This window comes from Phenylobacterium sp., assembly GCF_020253645.1.
Taxonomy (GTDB): domain Bacteria; phylum Pseudomonadota; class Alphaproteobacteria; order Caulobacterales; family Caulobacteraceae; genus Phenylobacterium.
Map to the genome: position 1 here is coordinate 12105 of NZ_JADCBG010000030.1, position 20743 is coordinate 32847.

At 67.1% G+C, this 20743-nt stretch carries 17 protein-coding genes; 7 read left to right on the forward strand and 10 right to left on the reverse strand.

The genetic code is table 11. The features are described 5' to 3' along the window. Positions 1–2: 2 nt before the first annotated feature. The 5 genes from trbL to INE98_RS02360 are packed head-to-tail and all read left to right on the forward strand — an operon-like array spanning position 3 to position 4456. Positions 3–1343 (forward strand): P-type conjugative transfer protein TrbL, encoded by a 1341-nt coding sequence (gene trbL / locus INE98_RS02340; RefSeq protein WP_293536235.1) that lies wholly within the window; start codon positions 3–5, stop codon positions 1341–1343. Further along, a complete protein-coding gene (trbF, locus tag INE98_RS02345; protein ID WP_293536237.1) occupies positions 1340–2029 on the forward strand; it encodes a conjugal transfer protein TrbF in 690 nt (229 codons plus the stop codon). The genes trbL and trbF overlap by 4 nt, the downstream gene beginning before the upstream one ends. Then, the gene (trbG, locus tag INE98_RS02350; RefSeq protein WP_293536239.1) at positions 2026–3006 is read left to right on the forward strand and encodes a P-type conjugative transfer protein TrbG; all 981 of its coding nucleotides are present in this window, start codon (positions 2026–2028) and stop codon (positions 3004–3006) included. Before trbF ends, trbG begins: the two co-directional genes overlap by 4 nt. Then, positions 3003–4202 carry a TrbI/VirB10 family protein gene (locus INE98_RS02355; protein ID WP_293536241.1) on the forward strand — a complete coding sequence of 400 codons (1200 nt, stop codon included), beginning with the start codon at positions 3003–3005 and terminating at the stop codon, positions 4200–4202. Before trbG ends, INE98_RS02355 begins: the two co-directional genes overlap by 4 nt. Then, positions 4202–4456, forward strand: coding sequence for a DUF2274 domain-containing protein (locus tag INE98_RS02360; protein ID WP_293536243.1), 255 nt, complete (start codon positions 4202–4204; stop codon positions 4454–4456). The genes INE98_RS02355 and INE98_RS02360 overlap by 1 nt, the downstream gene beginning before the upstream one ends. Here the strand turns inward: INE98_RS02360 and INE98_RS02365 are convergent. After that, the gene (locus INE98_RS02365; RefSeq protein WP_293536244.1) at positions 4374–5342 is read right to left on the reverse strand and encodes a LysR family transcriptional regulator; all 969 of its coding nucleotides are present in this window, start codon (positions 5340–5342) and stop codon (positions 4374–4376) included. The two genes, INE98_RS02360 and INE98_RS02365, sit on opposite strands and share 83 nt — an antisense overlap. A gap of 441 nt (positions 5343–5783) precedes the next feature. On the opposite strand from INE98_RS02365, the gene INE98_RS02370 reads away from it, so the two are divergent. After that, a complete protein-coding gene (locus tag INE98_RS02370) occupies positions 5784–6059 on the forward strand; it encodes an AlpA family transcriptional regulator (RefSeq protein ID WP_293536246.1) in 276 nt (91 codons plus the stop codon). Here INE98_RS02370 and INE98_RS02375 read toward each other — a convergent pair. The 7 genes from INE98_RS02375 to INE98_RS02405 form a co-directional block, all read right to left on the reverse strand. Beyond that, on the reverse strand, positions 6034–7290 hold the full coding sequence (locus INE98_RS02375) for a site-specific integrase (RefSeq protein WP_293536248.1): 1257 nt from the start codon (positions 7288–7290) through the stop codon (positions 6034–6036). The genes INE98_RS02370 and INE98_RS02375 overlap by 26 nt on opposite strands. Positions 7291–7584: 294 nt before the next feature. Further along, positions 7585–9147 carry a glutamine-hydrolyzing GMP synthase gene (gene guaA, locus INE98_RS02380; protein ID WP_293536249.1) on the reverse strand — a complete coding sequence of 521 codons (1563 nt, stop codon included), beginning with the start codon at positions 9145–9147 and terminating at the stop codon, positions 7585–7587. Continuing rightward, positions 9144–10436, reverse strand: a complete 1293-nt coding sequence (locus INE98_RS02385) for an RsmB/NOP family class I SAM-dependent RNA methyltransferase (protein WP_293536251.1) — start codon at positions 10434–10436, stop codon at positions 9144–9146. Before INE98_RS02385 ends, guaA begins: the two co-directional genes overlap by 4 nt. Then, complete coding sequence (locus INE98_RS02390; RefSeq protein ID WP_293536253.1) at positions 10429–10827, reverse strand: MAPEG family protein; 399 nt, start codon at positions 10825–10827, stop codon at positions 10429–10431. The genes INE98_RS02385 and INE98_RS02390 overlap by 8 nt, the downstream gene beginning before the upstream one ends. 1 nt (position 10828) lies before the next feature. Then, complete coding sequence (guaB, locus tag INE98_RS02395) at positions 10829–12289, reverse strand: IMP dehydrogenase (RefSeq protein ID WP_293536254.1); 1461 nt, start codon at positions 12287–12289, stop codon at positions 10829–10831. A gap of 33 nt (positions 12290–12322) precedes the next feature. Beyond that, positions 12323–13057 carry an RlmE family RNA methyltransferase gene (locus INE98_RS02400; RefSeq protein WP_293536256.1) on the reverse strand — a complete coding sequence of 245 codons (735 nt, stop codon included), beginning with the start codon at positions 13055–13057 and terminating at the stop codon, positions 12323–12325. Further along, complete coding sequence (locus tag INE98_RS02405) at positions 13050–14132, reverse strand: Ppx/GppA phosphatase family protein (protein WP_293536257.1); 1083 nt, start codon at positions 14130–14132, stop codon at positions 13050–13052. The genes INE98_RS02400 and INE98_RS02405 overlap by 8 nt, the downstream gene beginning before the upstream one ends. A gap of 148 nt (positions 14133–14280) precedes the next feature. On the opposite strand from INE98_RS02405, the gene hspQ reads away from it, so the two are divergent. Beyond that, complete coding sequence (hspQ, locus tag INE98_RS02410; RefSeq protein WP_293536259.1) at positions 14281–14655, forward strand: heat shock protein HspQ; 375 nt, start codon at positions 14281–14283, stop codon at positions 14653–14655. Positions 14656–14664: 9 nt separating this feature from the next. On the opposite strand, the gene INE98_RS02415 is transcribed toward hspQ, so the two are convergent. Both INE98_RS02415 and INE98_RS02420 read right to left on the reverse strand, forming a co-directional pair. After that, positions 14665–18795: a translocation/assembly module TamB domain-containing protein gene (locus INE98_RS02415; protein ID WP_293536261.1), complete on the reverse strand. Its 4131-nt coding sequence runs from the start codon at positions 18793–18795 to the stop codon at positions 14665–14667. A 23-nt stretch (positions 18796–18818) separates the two neighbouring features. After that, on the reverse strand, positions 18819–20684 hold the full coding sequence (locus INE98_RS02420; protein WP_293536262.1) for an autotransporter assembly complex family protein: 1866 nt from the start codon (positions 20682–20684) through the stop codon (positions 18819–18821). Positions 20685–20743: the final 59 nt, after the last annotated feature.

Below are 20743 nucleotides of genomic sequence, written 5' to 3' on the forward strand. Positions count from 1 at the left end.
CCATGGGCGGCAGCGGCGTCATCGACAATTTCCTCGGGGTCTTCACCTCCTACATCGACAGCGGGTTCGGCCTGCTCGGCGGCGAGGTGGCGTTCATCGCGACGACGCTGATCGTCATCGACGTCACGCTGGCCGCCCTGTTCTGGAGTTGGGGCGCAGATGACGACATCATCGCGCGTCTTGTGAAGAAGACGCTGTTTGTGGGCGTCTTTGCCTACATCATCGGCAACTGGAACAACCTCGCGCGGATCGTCTTCGAAAGCTTCGCAGGCCTCGGACTTCAGGCGTCTGGCACCGGGTTTTCCATCCAGGACCTGATGCGCCCGGGCCGGGTCGCGCAGACGGGTCTCGATGCAGCAAGGCCGCTGCTCGAATCCATCTCAAACCTGATGGGCTGGATCGCCTTCTTCGAAAACTTCATCCAGATCGCCTGCCTGCTCTTCGCCTGGGCGCTGGTGCTGCTCGCCTTCTTCATCCTCGCCATCCAGCTCTTCATCACGCTGATCGAATTCAAGCTGACCACCCTGGCCGGCTTTGTCCTGATCCCGTTCGGCCTGTTCGGGAAGACCGCCTTCATGGCCGAGCGCGTGCTGGGCAACGTCATCTCGTCAGGGATCAAGGTACTGGTGCTCGCCGTCATCATCGGCATCGGCTCGACTCTGTTCAGTCAGTTCACGGCAGGATTCGGCGGTCAGCCACCGACCATCGACGACGCGATGGCCGTCGTTTTGGCGGCGCTGTCGCTTCTCGGTCTCGGCATCTTTGGTCCGGGTATCGCCAACGGCATCGTTTCCGGCGGCCCGCAACTTGGCGCAGGCTCCGCCATCGGCACCGGCCTCGTCGCGGGCGGCACAGCCATGGCTGCCGGTGGCGCGGCCGGGCTCGCCCTGCGCGGTGGCGCCAGCGCCATTTCCGGCGGCGCCGCTGCCGTGCGCGGTGGGGCCACCGCGGCGGGTGCCGCCTCCGCTGCCTACAGTCTCGGCTCCCTCGGCCAGTCGGGTGCCGCCGGCGTCGCGTCGGGCCTCGGCGGAGTCGCACGAGCGGCCGGCGGCGCAGCAGCCTCTCCGCTGCGCCGGGCCGCGCAAAGCGTTCGCTCCAGCTTCGCCGACGGCGTCAAGACCGGCTTTGGCGCCACCGGCGGCTCCTCGAGCATGGGAACGGTTGCGAATGATGCCGCACCGGCTGCGACAGGCTCTGCCGCCAACCCGCCGGCTTGGGCGCAGCGCATGCGGCGTGGGCAGACCATGAGCCACGGCGTCACGCTCGCGGCACACGCGATCCGATCGGGCGACAGCCATGGCGGCGGCTCTTCCATCAATCTCTCCGGAGGCGACCGCACATGAGCTTCTTCAAGCGACCCGCAACCCACTATGGAAAGACGCCCGGCCCCGAGACGCCATATCAGCGCGCGGCGCAGATCTGGGACGATCGGATCGGCTCAGCGCGTGTCCAGGCCCGAAACTGGCGGCTAATGGCCTTCGGCTGCCTGATCCTCTCCGCCGGCTTCGCTGCCGCGCTCGTCTGGCAGTCGGCGCGCGGGACCATCGTCCCGTGGGTGGTGCAGGTCGACAATCTCGGCCAGGCGCAGGCGGTCGCGCCAGCGCAGGCCGACTATCGCCCCACCGACCCGCAGGTGGCCTGGCATCTGGCGCGGTTCATCGAGCAGGTCCGCTCGATCCCGGCCGACGCCATCGTCGTGCGGCAAAATTGGCTCCGCGCCTATGAATTCACGACCGACCGCGGCGCGGCCGCCCTCAACGACTATGCCCGCGCCAACGACCCCTTTACCCGCGTCGGCAAGCAGCAGGTGTCGGTCGAAGTGTCGAGCGTGATCCGCGCTTCGCCCGACAGCTTCCGCGTCGCGTGGACTGAACGCCAGTACGAGAACGGCCAGCTTTCCACCACACAGCGCTGGACGGCGATCCTGACCATCGTGATCCAGCCCCCGCGCGACGCCGAGCGGCTGCGAGCCAACCCGCTCGGAATCTATGTTAACGCCATCAACTGGTCGCGGGAGATGGGGCAATGAGAGATCATCTCCGTCGACCCGCTCGTTATGGCTTCCGTACATCCGGCTCTGCGCTTTTGCTGATTTCCGGATTGGCGCTCGCCGGCTGCGCGACCAACCGGCCGCCACAGATTAGCTACGACGCTGAGGTGCCGCCGCTTCCCCCTGTGCCGGCCGCCGTCACCGAGGCGCCACCAAGGCCGCTTCACACACCGCCGGCCTGGACACCCGCGCGCGGTGGCGCTGCCGCGGGGTCGCCGACAGGTCGTGTCGAGAATGCCAATGCCGCCGCGCGGGTCGAGCCGCGCCGCGAGGGCTATTACAACTCGATCCAGATCTACCCCTGGAGCGAGGGCGCGCTCTATCAGGTCTATGCCGCACCCGGGCAGATCACCAACATCGCGCTGGAGCCTGGCGAAAACCTGACGGGCGCCGGACCGATCGCTGCGGGCGACACGGCGCGCTGGATCATCGGCGACACAGAGAGCGGATCCGGCATCACCCGTCGCGTCCATGTTCTTGTGAAGCCGACACGGCCGGACATCACGACGAATCTGGTCATCACCACCGACCGGCGCATCTACATGATCGAGCTGCGCTCGGGCGAACGCCCCTATATGCCCGCCGTCGCCTGGGCCTATCCGCAGCCGCCCGCCTCGCAGAGACAGGCAGTGCCCGCTACGCCAGTGATCCCAGCCGTTGCGGCACGGAACTATCGCTACGGCCTCACGGGCGACACGCCGCCGTGGCGGCCGCTCTCGGTCTACGACGACGGGCGCCGCGTCTATGTCGAGTTCCCGCGCGGGATCGTTCAGGGCGAGATGCCGCCGCTCTTCGTCATCGGCGCCGATGGCGAACCGCAGATCGCCAACAGCCGGATCCACCAGAACATCCTGATCGTCGACCGCCTGTTCGGCGCCGCCGAGCTCCGTCTCGGCAGTGGCGAGCGCCAGCAGACGGTCCGGATCGTTCGCACCGATGGGAGGCCCGCGTCATGAGCGAACGCGATACGCAGGGCGAAGTCGACGCACCGCTGGTCGGCACACACTCCGGCGACGCCGCTGCGCCCATGCGGCTGCGCGCCGAACCGCCCCAGGTCACCCGACTCTCGCGCAAGGTCCTGGGAGGCATAAGTCTCGTTGCCGCCCTCGGGGTCGGTGGCGCGCTCATCTATGCGCTTCAGACACGCAGTATCGGCCCGGGCAGTGAGGAGCTCTACTCCACGCAAAACCGACGAACTGCAGACGGGCTTGCAGGCCTGCCACGCGACTATACCGGCCCGGTGCTCGGGCCTCCGTTGCCCGGGGATCTCGGACGCCCCATTCTTGACGCGCAGAACCGCGGCCAGCCCGTCACACCGCCGATGGCGGCAGCGCCCGCCGTCGATCCGGTCGAGCAGCGCAGGCGCGCGGAGGAAGAAGCGGCCCGAACAAGCCGCGTCTTCTTCCAGACCGAGGCGCGCGTCGCAGCTCCGATTGGCACAGTTGGCGGACCGGGCAACCCGAGCCTGACTGGGCTGGGTCTTCCGGGCCAGCCAGGTGCACTCACGGCACAGGATCGCCAGCTCGCATTCCTGAATGCGGGCGTGGACCGCCGCACGGTTTCGCCGGATCGCGTCGTCGGGCCGGCATCGCCCTATGTCCTCCAGACCGGCTCCGTCATCCCCGCGGCGCTGATCACCGGCATCCGGTCTGACCTCCCGGGCCAGATCACCGCGCAGGTGACGGAGCATGTCTACGACAGCCCAACCGGGCGCATCCTGCTTGTGCCGCAGGGCACGCGACTGATCGGCGAGTACAGCAACGACGTCGGCTTCGGTCAGCGCCGGGTGCTGCTCGTCTGGAAGCGGCTCATCCTCCCGAACGGCCGTTCGATCGTCCTGGAACGTCAGCCCGGAGCCGACGCACAGGGTTATGCGGGGCTTCAAGATGGCGTCGATTATCACTGGTGGGATCTCGCCAAGGCAGCCGGCCTTTCGACCCTGTTATCCGTCGGCGCCGAACTGGCCGTCGACGATCAGGATCGGCTGCTCCGGGCGATCCGGAACGGTGCGCAGGACACGATCAACGACGCCGGCCAGCAGATCATCCGACGGCAGCTCAATGTCGCGCCGACCCTCACAATCCGGCCGGGATTTCCCGTGCGCGTCATTGTCACCCGCGACCTCGTGCTCGAACCTTATGGAGGGTTCTGATGACCAAGCTGAAGCTCGGCCCGATCGTCGACGACAAGCCGGTGAAGGTGACGATTGAACTCCCTGCGCCCCTGCATCGCGACCTCGTCGCCTACGCGGCAGCCCTCGGCCGCGAACAAGGCCAGACCATCGGCGACCCATTGAGGCTGATCGTACCCATGCTCGAGCGCTTCATTGCAACCGATCGGGGGTTTGCCCGCGCGCGCCGCGATGGCGGTCAGCGTGCGGCACGCGCCGATGCTCAGGGCGCATGAGCCGTTGCCGGGCGAACCAAGCGTCATCTCGCTCTGAGAAAGACTTTGCCAGCGACAGCAGGCGCTCGAGATTCCGATGGAGCGCACCTCGCGGGTGGACAGCACCATAGCGGAGAACAGCATCCTCGATCAGGCGAAAAACAATGCCTGGTAGTCCGTGACGGACATGCGCGCTGCCTGCGATGGTGACGCCATCCCCATGCGCGACGATCTGCATCAGCGATTCCCGCGTGACTGACAATTGCTCGATCTGGAGGTCCCCGGGCGACGTCTGGAGGTGTCGCATCAGGTAATTCTTCGCGAAGTCGCCGGTCGGCAAATCGGTCACCACAAAATGCCGATGCCGCAAGTCATCCCACCGGAGCGCCTTCTGATCGGCGAGTGGGTCGCCGTCCCGCATTGCCACGTAAACAGGCTCAGCCCACAGATGCGTCACGTCAAAGCCCTTTGCGGGCAATGCTTCGGCGACGATACCAACATCAAGCTGCCCCCGCCGCACGGCCGCGATCAGTTCGGGACAGCTGCCCTCGCTGAACCGCAGCTTGACCCCCGGGCGGTCACCCCGAAAGGCCCCGAAGAGCTCCGACAGGAAGCCCATAGTCAGAGGTCCGAACACGCCGATCCGAAGATGCCGCCCTCTGTTCGCCACCGTTCTTGCGCCGTCGAGCGCCGATCCGATCTGGCGAGCCCCAGGGGCCGCCTGATTCAGGAATTGTTTGCCGATGTCCGTCAGGTCGACGCCGGCAGGGTGACGGCGGAACAGCTGAGCGCCGATCTCATCCTCGACATCGCGGATGCGGCGGCTGATAGCTGACTGCTCGACGCCGAGATCTTGAGCCGCGCGCCGGAAGCTGCCGCTTTCCGCAGCGGCGATGATGTAACGCACGTGGCGTAGCTCGATCTTCGGTCTCGGCACGATGGTTCCCCATGATGCAAAGGTCTTCGCAACGTAGCCCCGTCAGCCCCCGAGAACTGTTCCAATCAGATTATGAATCTTCTCCGTCTCCTCGCTACCGCCGCCCACGAAATCCTTAAGTGTCGCACGGTCGACTTTTGCTACGTCGCTTGCGGACTTCCGGATCGCATCTCGCCGGTGCAGGAAGTAAATGGTGCGTGATCTGAACAGCGCAATTACGGCGCGCAACGCCTGCGGCGAGTCGTGCAGATTCTGTGGGCTGATGGATATCCGGCTGCCCTGCCAAGACTGAATATGACCCGCCGATTTCTACGCCAGAGCCCGAAATTGCCGCACGCCACGCAGAAGGGACTTCCGGCATCGGCACCTATCGTTCTCAATCGCCAGCGACAGCCGCGAAGGAGAGTGAGCATGGGTCAGAGTGAGCCTTTGGAGATCCGGAAGACCATCAGGCGGCACCAACTGCGAGAGATGGTGCCCCTGGCCGACAGCACGATCTACGAGATGGAGCAGCGCGGCGACTTTCCGCGGCGTTTCGCGCTGTCGCCGCGCTGCATCGTCTGGGATCTTGCGGAGGTCCAGGCCTGGTTGCTGGCACGGCGCGCGAAACCGATCGCCCGCGCTCAGCATCCCGATGTGACCAAACGCCATTCCCGGCCAGTCAAAGGGCAGGATCGAGCGCGATAGGCGGCATGACTGTCGGCAACAGCGTCGGAACATACTTCCGGCCCTCGACCCAGGCATCGACGGTGTCAGCCCATTCCTGCATCATGTGGCGACGCTGAACTTCGTACTCGGCCTTGTTGTAGACGCCGCGCGATGAACGCCCATCCTCGTGCGCCAGGCACTTCTCGATCCAGTCGCGGTTGAAGCCCAGCTCGTTGAGCAGCGTCGACCCCGTGCGCCGAAGATCATGGACCGTGAACGGCTCCAGCGGCAGCCCCTCCTTCTTGGCCTGTTCGACAACGGCGTAGGTGACCCGGTTAAAGGTCGCCCGCGACATCGGCGCGTCCGCATCGTACCGGGACGGCAGCAGATACCGGGAATTGCCGGCGCAGGTCTTGAGCGCAATCATGATGTCGAGGGTCTGCCGGCACAGGTAGACATTGTGCGGCTTCGATCGCTTCATGCGCTCCTTCGGGATCGTCCAGACGGCGTTTTCGAAATCGACCTCATCCCAGACCGCGTCCTGCAGCTCGCTCTTCCGGACCATGGTGAGGAGGTAGAGTTTCATGCCGAGACGGATCGTCGGCAACGTCGCGACATGTTCGAGCTGCTTGAGCATGATGCGGATCTCGGTCGGCGAAAGCGCCCGGTCCTTGGGCGTGAAGGTGGCGATCGAAGCAGGACCGACATCATCGGCCGGGTTCGCGACCTTCTCGCCATGCAGAATGGCGAAGGCGTAGATCTGCTTCAGGATATCCCGCACATGGATGGCTGTCGCCGGCGCGCCCCGTTCCACGATCTTGGCGCAGTGAGCGCGCAGGTCATCAGGCGTTATCTCGGTCAACAACCGGTTCCGCCAGACGGGCTTGAGTTCGCGCTCGAAGATGGCGCGGCGCATGGCGCGCGTGCTGTCCGCCATGGGCGCGCCCGTCAGCCACTTCTCGCCGAACTCACCGAAGCTCTTAGCCTCCTTGATCCGGCGCTTATCCCGCTGCTTCTCGATGGCGGGGGACCGCCCCTCGGCGATCATCCGTTTCGCGTCCAGACATAGTTCGCGCGCCCTGGCGAGCGAGATCCCATCTCGGGCGTACTTGCCCAGATGGACGGTCTCGCGCCTGCCATTCAGCCGGTAGTCGAGCCTGAACGAGATGCCGCCTGTGGGTGCGACGCGCACATACATGCCGTCACGATCAGTCACCTTGTACATTTTGGCTTTTGGTTTCAGACACTTGAGTGCCGCATCCGTCAACATTCTGGGCCTCCTCGCGCAAAAAGACCGTCACGCGGTTTTTGGAGGCTTTCGACGAACTTTTCCATTTATGTTCAGCGTGTTAGGCTGAAAAAAGTACCGTCAAGAGCCTCTGTCGCTCTGACGGTACTTTCGATTTTCAGGATGATCAACGGGGGCGCGGTCCGTCAGCGGGCACGACAGACGCGTTCCATGCCCACCGATAGCTCTCGATAGGTCTAGGATGAATTGTTTTTGTTTTTCAGGTGGTTATGTCGTATTCTAGCGTAGTTTCGGATACCCTCGGATGGGCAAAAATTATTCCCACTCGATCGTCCCCGGCGGCTTGGACGTCACGTCGTAGACCACGCGGTTGACCCCCCTCACCTCGTTGATGATCCGGGTGGCGCAGCGGCCGAGAACCTCCCAGGGGAACTCGAAGAAGTCAGCGGTCATGCCGTCAGTGGAGGTCACGGCGCGCAGGGCCAGGACGTCCTCGTAGGTCGGGGCGTCGCCCATGACGCCGACGGTCTTCACCGGCAGCAGCACGGCGAAGGCCTGCCAGATGCTGTCGTAGAGGCCAGCCTTGCGGATCTCCTCCAGGTAGATGGCGTCGGCCTTCTGGAGGACGGCCACCTTTTCCGGCGTGATCTCGCCGGGGATACGGATGGCGAGGCCAGGCCCCGGGAAGGGATGGCGGCCAACGAACTGCGGCGGCAGGCCCAGCTCCACGCCCAGGGCGCGGACCTCGTCCTTGAAGAGCTCGCGCAAGGGTTCGACCAGCTTCAGCTTCATGTAGTCCGGCAGGCCGCCGACATTGTGGTGGCTCTTGATGACCGCCGAGGGCCCGCCCCGGGCCGAGACGCTCTCGATCACGTCTGGATAGAGGGTGCCCTGGGCCAGGAAGGCGGCGCCCTCGATCTTCGCCGCCTCGCGGTCGAAAACGTCGACGAACAGCCTGCCGATGGTCTTGCGCTTGGTCTCCGGGTCGGTGACGCCTCTCAGCTCACCCAGGAAAAGGTCGCCTGCATCAACGTGCACGAGGGGTATGTTGTAGTGGTCGCGGAACATGGTCACGACCTGCTCGGCCTCGTTCAGGCGCAACAGGCCAGTGTCCACGAAGACGCAGGTCAGCTGGTCGCCGATGGCCTCATGGATCAGGACGGCGGCGACGGAGGAGTCCACGCCGCCGGACAGGCCGCAGATCACCCTGCCCTCGCCGACCTGCTCGCGGATGCGCCCCACCGCCTCCTGGCGGAAGGAGGCCATGGTCCAGTCGCCGGACAGGCCGGCGATGCGATGGGTGAAGTTACGCAGGATCAGGGCGCCCCGCGGCGTGTGGGCCACCTCCGGGTGGAACTGGACGCCATAGAATCGCCGGCCCTCGTCGGCGATCACCGCGAAGGGGCTGCCCTCGGAGGAAGCAACCACCTCGAAGCCCGGCGGGATGGCGGTGACCTTGTCGCCATGGCTCATCCAGACGATCTCCCGGTCGCCGACATCGCCCAGGCCATGCAGCAGCGGCGACTCCCGCTCGATGCGGATCTCGGCGCGGCCGAACTCCCGGTCGTGGCCGCCCTCGACCCGTCCGCCCAGTTGGGCGCAGAGGGTCATCTCGCCATAGCAGATGCCCAGGACGGGCACGCCGAGCTCGAAGACACGGGAGGTGACCGACGGGCTGTCGTCCTCGTGCACGCTGGCCGGGCCGCCGGACAGGATCACCGCCTTGGGCGCGAAGGCGTCCAGCATGGGCTCGATGCGGTCGTAGGGATGGATTTCGCAATAGACACCGCTCTCGCGAAGCCGCCGGGCGATCAGCTGGGTCACCTGGCTGCCGAAGTCGACGATCAGAACGCGTTCATGCACGGGGGCGGCGGTCATTCGGGGGTCCTTCCATCGGCCCGGGCCAGGACGGCGACGAAGAATCCGTCGGTGTCCGAGGACGCAGGGGTCAGCCGGAGATAGCCCTCCGCCGTCAGGCGGGGAAGCCAGTGGGGGTCATCCGTGGCGGGACGGACGCGGAAATCCCGATGCCGGCCCAGGAAGGCGGCGACCCGGTCCTCGTTCTCCTCGGCCAGGACCGAGCAGGTGACATAGACCAGCCGCCCGCCGGGACGGACAAAGGCGACCCCGGCGTCCAGGACTGCATCCTGATCCGCCTGGCGTCGCGCCAGGGCCTCGGGAGTCAGCCGCCACTTGGTGTCCGGGTGCCGGCGCCAGGCGCCCGACCCGGAGCAGGGGGCGTCAATGAAGACGAGGTCCATCCGGCCTTCGAGGTCCTTGAGGGGATCGGGGCGCAAGGGCGTGCGGACCTGCAGGTTGCGCACCCCGGCCCGCTCGGCCCGGCGCACGGTGTCGGCAAGGCGCCGGGCGTCGGAATCGTAGGCGTAGACCTGTCCGGTCGATCCCATGGCGGCGGCCAGGGCCAGGGTCTTTCCCCCGCCTCCCGCGCAGAGGTCCAGGACCTGGAGCCCCCTCACCTCCCCGGCGCAGGCTGCGGCGATCTGTGAGCCGGCGTCCTGGACCTCCATCCAGCCCTTCACAAACTCCGGAAGGCTCTCGACAGACGGGGCCCTCTCGGAGGCGACCGGGGGATCGATTCTGAGGGCCAGGGGCAGGCCCGGTAAAGGATGGGCGCCAAGGGGCCCGGCGGCCTTCAGCGCCCGGGCCGGGTCACTCTTCAGGGTATTGACCCGCAGGTCCACAGGCGCGCGCCGGGCCAGGGCCTCGGCCTCGGTCCGGAGGCGGTCGCCGAACACGCGCGCGAAGGCAGGTGCCAGCCAGTCCGGCAGGTCTGCGGCGACCGCGTCGGGGGCGTTGGCCGGATCCCGGGGGGCGACGAGACCGGCGGCCTCATCCCGGTCGAGTTCACCGGGCCCGTGAGGCGTCTCGGCGAAGGCCGCAGCGATGCGCTCGATCGGCCAGGCCCAGTGCAGGGCGAGGACGCCAAGAACCGCGCCGCGGGGACTGTCCGAACCCATCCGCCATGCCGCGGAGCGACGCCGTCGCAGGGCGTCCAGCACCAGTCCGGCCACGAAGGCCCGGTCTCCGGAGCCGGCGTAGCGGGCGCTGTCGCTCCAGGCCTTCAGGGCCAGCCTCGCCGGACGCCGCGCCGTCTCGATCACCGTCAGGACGCGGATGGCCGCCTCGATGCGGCCGCCGTCACGCAAGGAAGAGCGCCGCGACCACCATGCCGAGGCCGACCAGGGAGAGGGTCCAGACCAGGCTCCGGACCATGTAGGTCCCCGACGCATAAATCGGCGCATAGACCGCCCGACAGACGACGTACAGGGCGGCGCCCCAGAGGCTCAGGGTCCCGGTCTTGCCCGCGATCACCACGGCGAGAACCGCCGCAGCGAACAATGGGAAGGTCTCCATGAAGTTGCGGAAGGCGCGATCAAGCCTCGCAGCCACGCCGGAGATGGGCATGGCCTCATCGCGCGCACCGGCGGCCCACTTGAGGTCCTGCTGGCGGCGGGCCGCGGCTGCGGCCCACATCAGCTGGACCAGGCCGATCGCGATGGCGGCGCCGAGAAGAAGCAGTTCAGGTTCTGCGACCATGTCAGACAGGGCTCGTATAGTTGGGGGCCTCACGGGTCATCATGACGTCGTGAACGTGGCTCTCGCGCAGGCCCGCGCCGGTGATCCGGACGAACCGCGCCTTGGCCTGGAAGGACGGGATGTCGGCGGCTCCGACATAGCCCATGGCGGCCCTCAGGCCGCCCACCATCTGGTGAAGTACAGCGGAGATCGGTCCCTTGTAAGCGACCTGCCCCTCGATGCCCTCAGGCACCAGCTTGAGGGCCGAGACCTCCTTCTGGAAGTAGCGGTCCGCCGAGCCGTTCGCCATGGCGCCCAGGGAACCCATGCCGCGATAGGCCTTGTAGGATCGGCCCTGGTAGAGGAAGACCTCTCCCGGCGCCTCGTCCGTGCCGGCGAAGGCCGAACCCATCATCGCCGCCTGGGCGCCCATGGCGAGGGCCTTGGCGAAATCCCCGGAGTACTTGATGCCGCCATCGGCGATGACCGGAACCCCGGTGTCCCGCGCGGCGCGCGCCGCGTCGGCGATCGCCGTCAGCTGGGGCACGCCCACACCGGCGACGATGCGCGTCGTGCAGATGGACCCGGGACCAATGCCCACCTTCACGGCGTCCGCGCCGGCGTCGATGAGCGCCCGAGTCCCGTCGTAGGTCGCGACATTGCCGGCGACGATCTGGACGCGGTTGGCCTCGCGGCGCAGGCGCGCAACGGCGCGGATGACGTCGGCGTTGTGGCCGTGAGCGGTGTCGATGACCACGACGTCGGCCCCGGCCTCGACGAGGGCCAGGGACCGCTCGTGACCGCCATCCCCGACCGTGGAGGCTGCACCGACCAGAAGGCGCCCGTGAAGGTCCTTGGCCGCGGAAGGGTGAGCCTGGGCCTTTTCCATGTCCTTGACGGTGATCAGCCCGACCGCCCGGTTGTCGTCATCCACCACGATGAGACGTTCGATCTTGTGCCGCCGCAGGAGGGTCCGCGCCTCCTCCTGAGTGCAGCCCTCGCGAACAGTGATCAGGTTCTCCGAGGTCATCAGCTGACGCGCGGTGACCTCCTCGCCGCTCTCGAACCTCACGTCCCGATTGGTCAGCATGCCGACGAGGCGACCGGTCCCGGGCTCGACCACCGGAAAACCCGAAATCTTTCGGCGCGCCTTGATCTCACGGATTTCCCGCAGGGTGGTTTCAGGGTGGATGGTCACCGGATTGATGACCATGCCGCTTTCATAGCGCTTCACCTCGCGCACCTGGTCGGCCTGTTCCTCGACGGTCAGGTTACGGTGCAGGATTCCCATTCCGCCGGCCTGGGCCATCGCGATGGCCAGCCGGCTCTCAGTCACCGTGTCCATCGCGGAAGAGACGATGGGAATGTTGAGGCTGATCTCGCGGGTGAACCGGGTGACGGTGTCTACCTGCCCTGGCATGACCTCGGAGGCGCCGGGTTCGAGCAAAACGTCGTCGAAGGTAAGGCCTTCGCGAATCTCCATGAGACTCTCCATTTTGCGAGCCGCGTATAAGGGCTAGCGGGGCTCCTGCGCAAGGCCGCCCGGCGTACGCCCCCGGAATCCGGTCGCCACCAGATAGGTCTCCGAGGAGTCCGCCCGGCTGGCGGGCGGCTTGACGTTCCGGACCTGGGCGAAGCTGCGCTTCAGGCGGGTCATCACCTCGCTGATCTCGCCGCCCTGGAAGGCCTTGGCGACGAAGGCGCCGCCTGGCGGAAGGACGGCCTCCGCAAAGTCCACAGCCGCATCGATCAGGCCCACAATGCGGAGATGGTCCGTGCGCCGGTGCCCCACCGTATTGGGCGCCATGTCCGACACGACGAGGTCGGGCGCGCCTCCCAGCGCTTCGACGAGCTGGTCGCCGCACGCGGGGTCTGTGAAGTCCATCTGGAGAAACATGGCGGGCGGCAGGGGCTCGACCGGCAGGAGGTCCACCCCGGCGATCCGCGTGACGCCCCGCTCAAGGGCGACCTGCGTCCAGCCTCCGGGGGCGGCGCCGAGGTCGATGATCCTCTGCCCCGGTCTCAGAAGGCCGAAACGGTCCGCGATATCAATCAGCTTGTATGCGGCCCGGCTGCGGTAGCCGTGAGCGCGCGCCTTGGCCGCCCACGGATCATTGATCTGACGGGAGAGCCAGGCCTGAGAGGAAGGCGTTCTCATCTTGGCGGTCTTGAGACGGGCAGGCTTTACCCGTCCCTCCTCCGCCCCGCCGGTGGGCGGGCGCACCATACGCCGGCGGGGTGGATCAGGCATGGGGCCGGGTCCCCTTGCGCATTCTCGCGCCTCTGCGCCTGCGGGGCGTCATCATCGTCAGGAGAATGCCTTCCCGCAGCCCACGGTCAGCCACCCTGACCCGGTCGCAGGGCCAAACCTCTTGAACGGCCTGCAGAATAGCGGCGCCTGCGAGCACCAGGTCCGCGCGGTCCGGACCGATGCAGGGCTGCGCCGCCCGTTCCGCCATGGTCATGGAGATGAGACGATCCGCAGCGGCCTCGCACTCCGCCCGGGTCATCCAGATGCCGTCGACGCGGTTGCGGTCATATCTGGGGAGGTCAAGGTGCATTCCGGCAAGACTGGTGATCGCCCCGGAGGTCCCCACAATGTGTGCGCGCCCCGACAGAAAGGTCGAACGCAAGGCCTCGGCGCCGACAAACCCCTCAAGGCGCCGCCGGAAGGCATCCACCATCTCCCGGAACCACAACTCAGGTTCGCCGTTTCCCTCCGGAAATTCCTCTGCGAGGGTCACGACCCCAAGAGGGATGGAACACCAGGCCCGTATCGGCGCCTGGCCGCCCCTTGGTCCGGGTCCTGCGGAAAGATCGATCCAGGACAACTCTGTGGAGCCGCCGCCCACGTCCACAACCAGGGCGGCGTCCGCCGTCCGATCCAGCAGATTGACGCAGCCCGCCACAGATAGCCTCGCCTCTTCCTTCGGCGAGATCACCTCCAGCCTCAGGCCGGTCTCGGCGGCCACCCGTTCAATGAATTCGGCGCCGTTCGCTGCAGATCGACAGGCCTGCGTGGCGATCGCCTTGAAGCGGGTCACCCCCCGTCTCCGGACCTTCTCGGCGCTGACCCGCAGCGCCGCAAGGGCCCGCTCCATGGCGGCGTCCGAGAGCCGGCCGGACTGGGAGAGCCCCTCGCCAAGCCGCACGATCCGGGAGTAGGCGTCAACCACGCGGAAACCCCTGCCGGAGGGCGCAGCGATCAGAAGACGGCAGTTGTTCGTTCCGAGGTCGAGGGCGCCGTAGAGAACCCTACCCTCCTTCACCCCGCTCTTCTCACGACCGTCCTGCATGGCGCCGGTGGCGCCTGGCGCCTCTGACATGGAACCCGGTCCCAGACGTGCGGGACAAGCCGTCCCGCCACTCTTCGTGCAGCCTATCCGAGACCCGAAGGCGCCGGAAGGCGTCTTGCGACCTTCGGCGATTGAATTAGGTATGGGGTGTGGCTCTCGTTGCCCGGAGCGTGCTGTGATGAACATTCTGAGATCGGCCGGCCCCGCCGGCGAGCCCGATCCCGCGATCGTCAGGGAGGCGAAGTTCGCAATCGGCGACGTTGTCCGGCACCGGATTTATCCCTTCAGGGGCGTGATCTTCGACGTCGACCCCACCTTCAACAATACCGAGGAGTGGTGGTTGTCCATCCCCGAGCATGTACGCCCGCGGAAGGATCAGCCGTTCTACCACCTGCTGGCGGAGAACGAGGACAGCGCATACCTGGCGTATGTCTCAGAGCAGAACCTTCTGGCGGACGAGACCGGCGAACCGGTCGGACACCCGCAAGCGCCCGAACTCTTCGAGTCCTTCGAACCCGGCCGTTACCGTCTGCGACCCCGGATCAGCAACTGAGCTTCGGGCTCAGTAATCCCTCCGCCAACGGACGGACAGGGTGTTCCCTCCCTGCCCCGAGAGCTTCGAGATCAGACTCAGCGAGCGGCTGACATTCCACTCGACCTGGGCCGAACCTCCCTCGCGCCCACCGCCTGTCACGATCAACAGCACGTTATCCGTCAGGTATTTGCCACCGGATACCTGGACGCCATCTTCGTCCGTCCCGCCCGCAAAGGTCAGCCGGTCGAGCCCGGCAAGGCCTCTCAGATTCCCGATGACGTCGAGAGCGCCGCCGCCGGCCATGGACGCTACGGCGGACGCAAGCTGGGCGGTCTCCAGCGGGGACAGCTGGGAGGCCGAACGCCCGAACAGGATCTGCGAGAAGATCTCGTCCGTCGGCAGTGCAGGGGTGGATGTCAGCGTGACTTCAGGCCGTACCGCCGTGCCTCGGATCCGGACTGTCGCCGTGAGGGCCGGATCGGCCCGGACCGCAGCGAGGTCAAGCCGGATCCGGGCGGGATCCTGCGACAGGTAGACCACCCCGGACGGGTCGATTTCGAAGCGCTTGTCGGCGAAGGCGTAAGACCCCCTGATCACCCTGGCCAGCCCGGTAAGCCTGGGACGCGCGGTTGTTCCGGTGACCCGGGCGTCAAGCGACATCTCAAGGTCCAGGCCCTGCCCGCGGATATACACCTGCTGAGGCGCCTTCAGCGTGACGTCGAGGGCCACTGCGGGGCCTATGTCCTGCACCGCAGGCCCGCGGCCAACACGGACAGGGCGGTTGATTTCCGTAACGGCAAGAGGGGTCACCCCGGTCGGGGTCGGGGCCGAGGCGGTGACGTCCGCCCTGTTGATCGTAAGGCCCCCTTTCAGGGTGACCCGGCCATCCGCAGCGCGCGTCATCGACGCCTGTCCTGAGGCCAGAGCGGTCGCGAGCTCGTTGTCGATCACCCTGAAGTTGAGGAGATCAAGACGGAACGAGCTGGCCGCCCCTTCCTGCAGGGCGATTACGCCTGAGCCTGACAGGACGCCGCCCTGCCCATCGGCGCCTGTGGCCCGGTCAATCCGGATCTCGGTCTCCGAAAGCCTCGAGCGCACTATGACGTTCTTCAGGACCAGTCCCGTCGTGGCGTCCGAGAAGGCGCCGTTCTCGATCTCGGCCTCCCCCTGCGCACGAGGCGCCGCCAGAGTCCCTCCGAGGACTCCGGTCATGCGAACCACGCCGCTGAGCGACTGTTCTCCGCCGACCAGGAGATCCCAAAGCGGCTTGATCTCGCCGTTCGCCCGGACCTCACCCCGCAGGGGCCGCTCGCGATCCGGCAGGATCTGAAGATCCGACAGTCGGGTCTTGACCGGCAAGGTGACCTCAGAGGTTGCGGTCATGCCTTGCGCATTGCCCAGATCCGCCTGCACCCGGACCTCCTCGTCAGAGAGGGTTGCGGCGAAACGCCCATTCAGCCCAAGCGCAACCTCACTGTCCCTCGCCCGAACGTCCGAGAGCCGGCCGGAACTCGCGCCGACCAGCCGGCCGGCCTGTCCCCGGATCCTGAAATCGACATTGAGCTTCCCGGCGAGATCAGGGTTCAGGAAGGCTGCAGGAAGGTCATCCACCCGACCCAGAATCTCGGCGGCTTCCGGCCCAAGACTGAAGTCGAGTGAAGCCAAGCCTCCCTGCTCCAGCGCAAGGCGCAACCTGCCGCTCCGGGAAGACCCCTCCAGATCGATGCGTGCGGTCTCTTTGGTCCGCACCTCCCGTCCCGCCGCCTCGGCGGAGCCATCGAAGCCAATCCGCACGACCGACCCGGCGCCGGTGGCGAGGCCCGTCCCGTCCAACCGCCAGTCCCCGCCCTGGGTCTCGCCCCGCGCATTGACGTCATAGGTCAGACGGTCCAGGGGCCCCTCGGCCCGGAACCGCCCTTCGGCGATGGAGACGGTTTCCCCGGGCGACAGGGCGTTCCTGGCCACAAGGTCAGCGTCAAGCCAGAGCCCCGAGCGGGCGCGCTCCTCTATGCGAAGCGCCCCCTTGACGGAGCCCTCGGACAGCAGGGCGCCCCGGGTCACCTCGATCGTCAGGTCCGCGCGCGATGCATCCCCGCCAGCCAGGATCGCCTCGCCTCCTACCCTCACCCCTCCACCGTCGACGCGGAGGTTGCGCAATGCAAGGTTCCCGCCTGGAAACGCGAACTCGGCGGCGGCCATGGCCGGGCCATAGCGGCTTGCCGCGCGGACCTCCGCCGAACCTCCGTCCGGGGTCCAGTTCAGCTCAAGCCGGGCAGCCGTCAGCTGCAGGCCCGGAAGCTCGATCATGTCAAAGCCCGCGCCCATCTGCACCTGCGGAGAGGCCAGCGGACCAGTGATGCGGCCTGTTCCCGACGCCTTTCCGGCGACTTCGACGGGGCCTGCCTGGAACGGACCCGAAGCCGACCACTCAAAGCCAAGGTCGGTCCTGCCCGCCGCGAGGACGCCCCCCTTGGCCGAAGCCCGGACCGAGGCGCCGACAAGGTCAAGGTTTTCAACCTGGACCTCTTCCCCTTTGAGCCTGAAGCGCGCGTCGACGGATGGACGGCCGCCCAGCAGACGATCAACCTCCTCCTGACCGGTGCGCAGGCCCTCGCCCCGGGCCTCGAACGCGACATTCCAAGGCGCCTGGGAAGACTCTGACCGCGCGCGCCATTGTCCCGTCAGTCGCCCCCTCGCCCCAGGCAGACCCAGGTCGAGTCGGCTTATCGATGCGGTTCCCGAGAAGGACAGGCCGCCGAGGAGCCCTCGCGATCCAGCTCCGGTAACGCGGAAGCCGGCCCCCTCGGCCTTCAGGTCCTCGATGAGGAGGGCGCCGTCGGCAAGTCGTGAGGCCTTCAGTTCCATGACGGGCCCCGGTCCGAGCAGGGCGGGCAGGAGACCCGAACCGCGCCCCCCTACGCCCCTGGCCGAAAGGTCCAGATCAAGGCGTTCATTGCGCAGGGCGAGCTTCAGGGGTCCGGCGAGATTGCCGAGACTGTAGTCCATCGCGCTATACCCGGAGATCCCGGCCCGGCCTTCAAAGCCCCAGTCGTCGGCCTTCCCTTCGAGACGTCCGTTGATCCTGAAGGCGCCGCCTTCGCCCACCCCTGCGATCCGGCCCAGAGAGGGCGCCGAGCCCTCAAGCACCAGACCCTCGGGACCCGTTCGACGCCCCTCGATATCCACCTGTCCCGCGAGAGAAAGCTCCGCCGCCTCGGTCGAGAGCGAGAGCCGGCCCTCATACCTCCCAGGATCATCCCGAAGCCCCTTCGCCTGACCCTTCAGCTTCAGCACCTCGCCGATCCGTTCCGAAAGCGGTCGGGTCAAGGTTGAGGCGGACAGGTCCACCTCTCCTGACAGATGGCCATCCTCGGGGGTCCAGCCGCCCTTGATGAAGACCGGCCTCAGACTTCCGGAGGACAGCTCCGCCTCCACCCGCCCGCGCGCGACTGCACCGTCAGCGATCAGGGTCAGCCGGAACGGGTCGCGGGATGGCAGGCCCAGCGCACCGGCGATGGCGCCGCCCTGCGCCTCGAGAGCCGACGCCCTCAGGGCGAGAGGCCGATCCGGCCCGAGTTCAACGGCGAAATCAAGGTGGTCGCCGGACGCGAGAAGACTGTCCGCGTCGAGCCGTAGGGAGAGTCCCCCGTCATCCCGCCGCAACTGGAGAGCCCCGTTCACTCGGAAGGCGCCGCGGCGCGCGGTCGCGGCGGGCTCACTCTCGATCACCGCTCCAAAGCGGCCGATGCTGACGGTCACCGGCAGGCTCTGTTCCGGCTGGGGAGCCCTGAGAACGGGCGCCCGAAGGACCCTGATGAGCGTGGCTGATGCGCTCCGGATCTCAACAGTCCGCGAGAGAAGCCTCGACGGGTCCCAGTCCACCTTCAGGCTGCGGGCCTCGAGCCAGACGCCCTGGCTATCCCTGAGGGCGACCCGGCGGACCGAAAGCTCCCTGAGAGGGTCGCCGGACACCCCTTCGACCACAAGATGTCCAAGCCGGCCCGCCGGGAGCCCGTCCGCGAGGGATTCGATCGCCTTCAAACCGGATGGACTGCGAAGGAAGACTGGCGCCGCGATCAGGGAAAACGCCACGAGAAGACAGACACCCCCAAGGACCGCCAGGCCGATCCTCGGGGCCCACCAACCGGGCCCCTTCACGGAGCCAGAGGTCTCAGGCGGCTTCAAAAGCTTTGCCCGATGCTGACATAGATCTGATACCCAGGATCGTCGGATCGACGGTTCAGCGGGACCGCGAGGTCAAAGCGAATAGGGCCGAACCCGGGATTGAACCGGACGCCCAGGCCGACGCCCAGGTCGAGATCCTCGAACCGCGGCTCCTGGGCCAAGCCAACGGAGCCGCCGTCGAGGAAGGCCACCACCCCCCACTGATCGGACAGCCTGTGCCGCACCTCTCCCGAAAACTCGACCACCGAGAGACCCCCCAGCGGGGTGTTGTCCGCAAGATGTGGCCCGATCCCCTGGAAGACATAGCCTCTGACCGATCCGCCGCCTCCTGCATAGAACCGCCGGGACGCAGGGACACCGGAGATTGTGCCGCCCAGGATCGACCCGGCCTTGATCCGTCCGGCAAGGACCGTGCGACGCGTCGGGGCAAGGGGGACATAGGCGGAACCCTGCGCGGAAGCCTTCACATAGCTCAGGATGACGGACCCGGTCACCAGGGTCGGCTCGGCCCGAAGGTCGACCCTCCAGCCGGCCCGCGGATCAAGCACGTCATCCGTCTGGTCCAGGGCCACGGCCCCGAGCAGGGAGCCCACGACCTGTTCACGCCGGATCAAGGCGGCGGCGCCCACAGCCTTCTCGCGGGTCTGGGTGTACTCAAGGGCCCCGCCCAGGGTCAGAAACGCAACCTCTGACCGCTTTCGTTCAATGTCCGCCCTGACTTCAAGCCCGGTCTCGTCGAAGGCGGATGTCTCCCGGTTGAAGACCGCGGCGTACCCGGTCAAGGCCTGCCGCAGCCGTCTCCAGTGCGGCAGGGTCAACTCGACGCCGAGACGGCTGTCCACGGTCGAAGCCCGGCCGAAGACCGCCCCCGTGTCGGCGAGGCCGAAGCTGTTGAAGTGGGTCCATCTCAGGTCGGCGCCGACCCCCTCGCTGCTGGAGTAGCTGGCCCCGGTCTCAAGCCGATGAGGCCGCTTGTCCGAAAGCGAGACGAGAACGGGTCGCAACCCGCCCTCGGGGGCGTTCTCCAGGGGCGCGAGGTTCACGGAGACCTGATCAAAAACCCCGGTCTCGACAAGGCTCCTCTCCAGCTCCGCGACGGCGGCCGGATCGTAGGGAGCCCCGGAAACCCAGGGCGACAGATCCGAAAGCCAATCAGGCCTGGTGCGGCCGGCGGCCTCCAGCCGCGGTGCGTCCAGCCGGACCGGCAGGCCCGCGCTGATGCGGAAGGTGGGCCTGAGGGTATGGTCTGCATGGTCGACAATCACGTCCCGGGGCCCGATGAAGGCGTCGGCGTAACCCTCCTGCTGGACCACCGAGAGAATCCGGGCCTCCGCAGACACGACGTCAAGGGCGCGCGCCGGGCTCCCGGGCTCGATCTTCGCCTCCCCCATCGCCATGACCTGGAGCGACTCCGGCGGCGCGGGATCGATCCACTCGATCTGTGGCCTGGCAATTCGGAACCGTGGACCGATCTCGACCTCGACAAAGGGCTCTGCATCGGCGCCTTCCGAGACATTGGGGCGGACCCGGAAGTCGTAGTACCCCTCGGACCGCAGCACCGCCGCCGCTTCGTCAGCGGCCACGTTAGCCCTCTGCCGGGCGTCAAAACGGTTCCGGGCCGGTCGGTCGATTGCCCCGACGGCGGCCTCGATGCGGGTTCTGAGGTCGGCCGGGAGGTCACCACGGATCTCTGCCCGCAGCCTCGGCTCCGCATGGGCGAACGGCCCCGAAAGGAGGAGGGGACCGGCAAGGCCCGCCAGGAACAGTCGCCATCCCTTCAAGGTCCGCCTCCGCTCGTCGGCCTGAGATACCCCGCCGCCGCCGAGGATGTCACCCACCGACATGACGTCGATTCCGCTCATTGGCCGTGCAGGCGCTCATTATTCAGGCGCCTCCGCGAGGGACTGTCGCCAAACTTCAG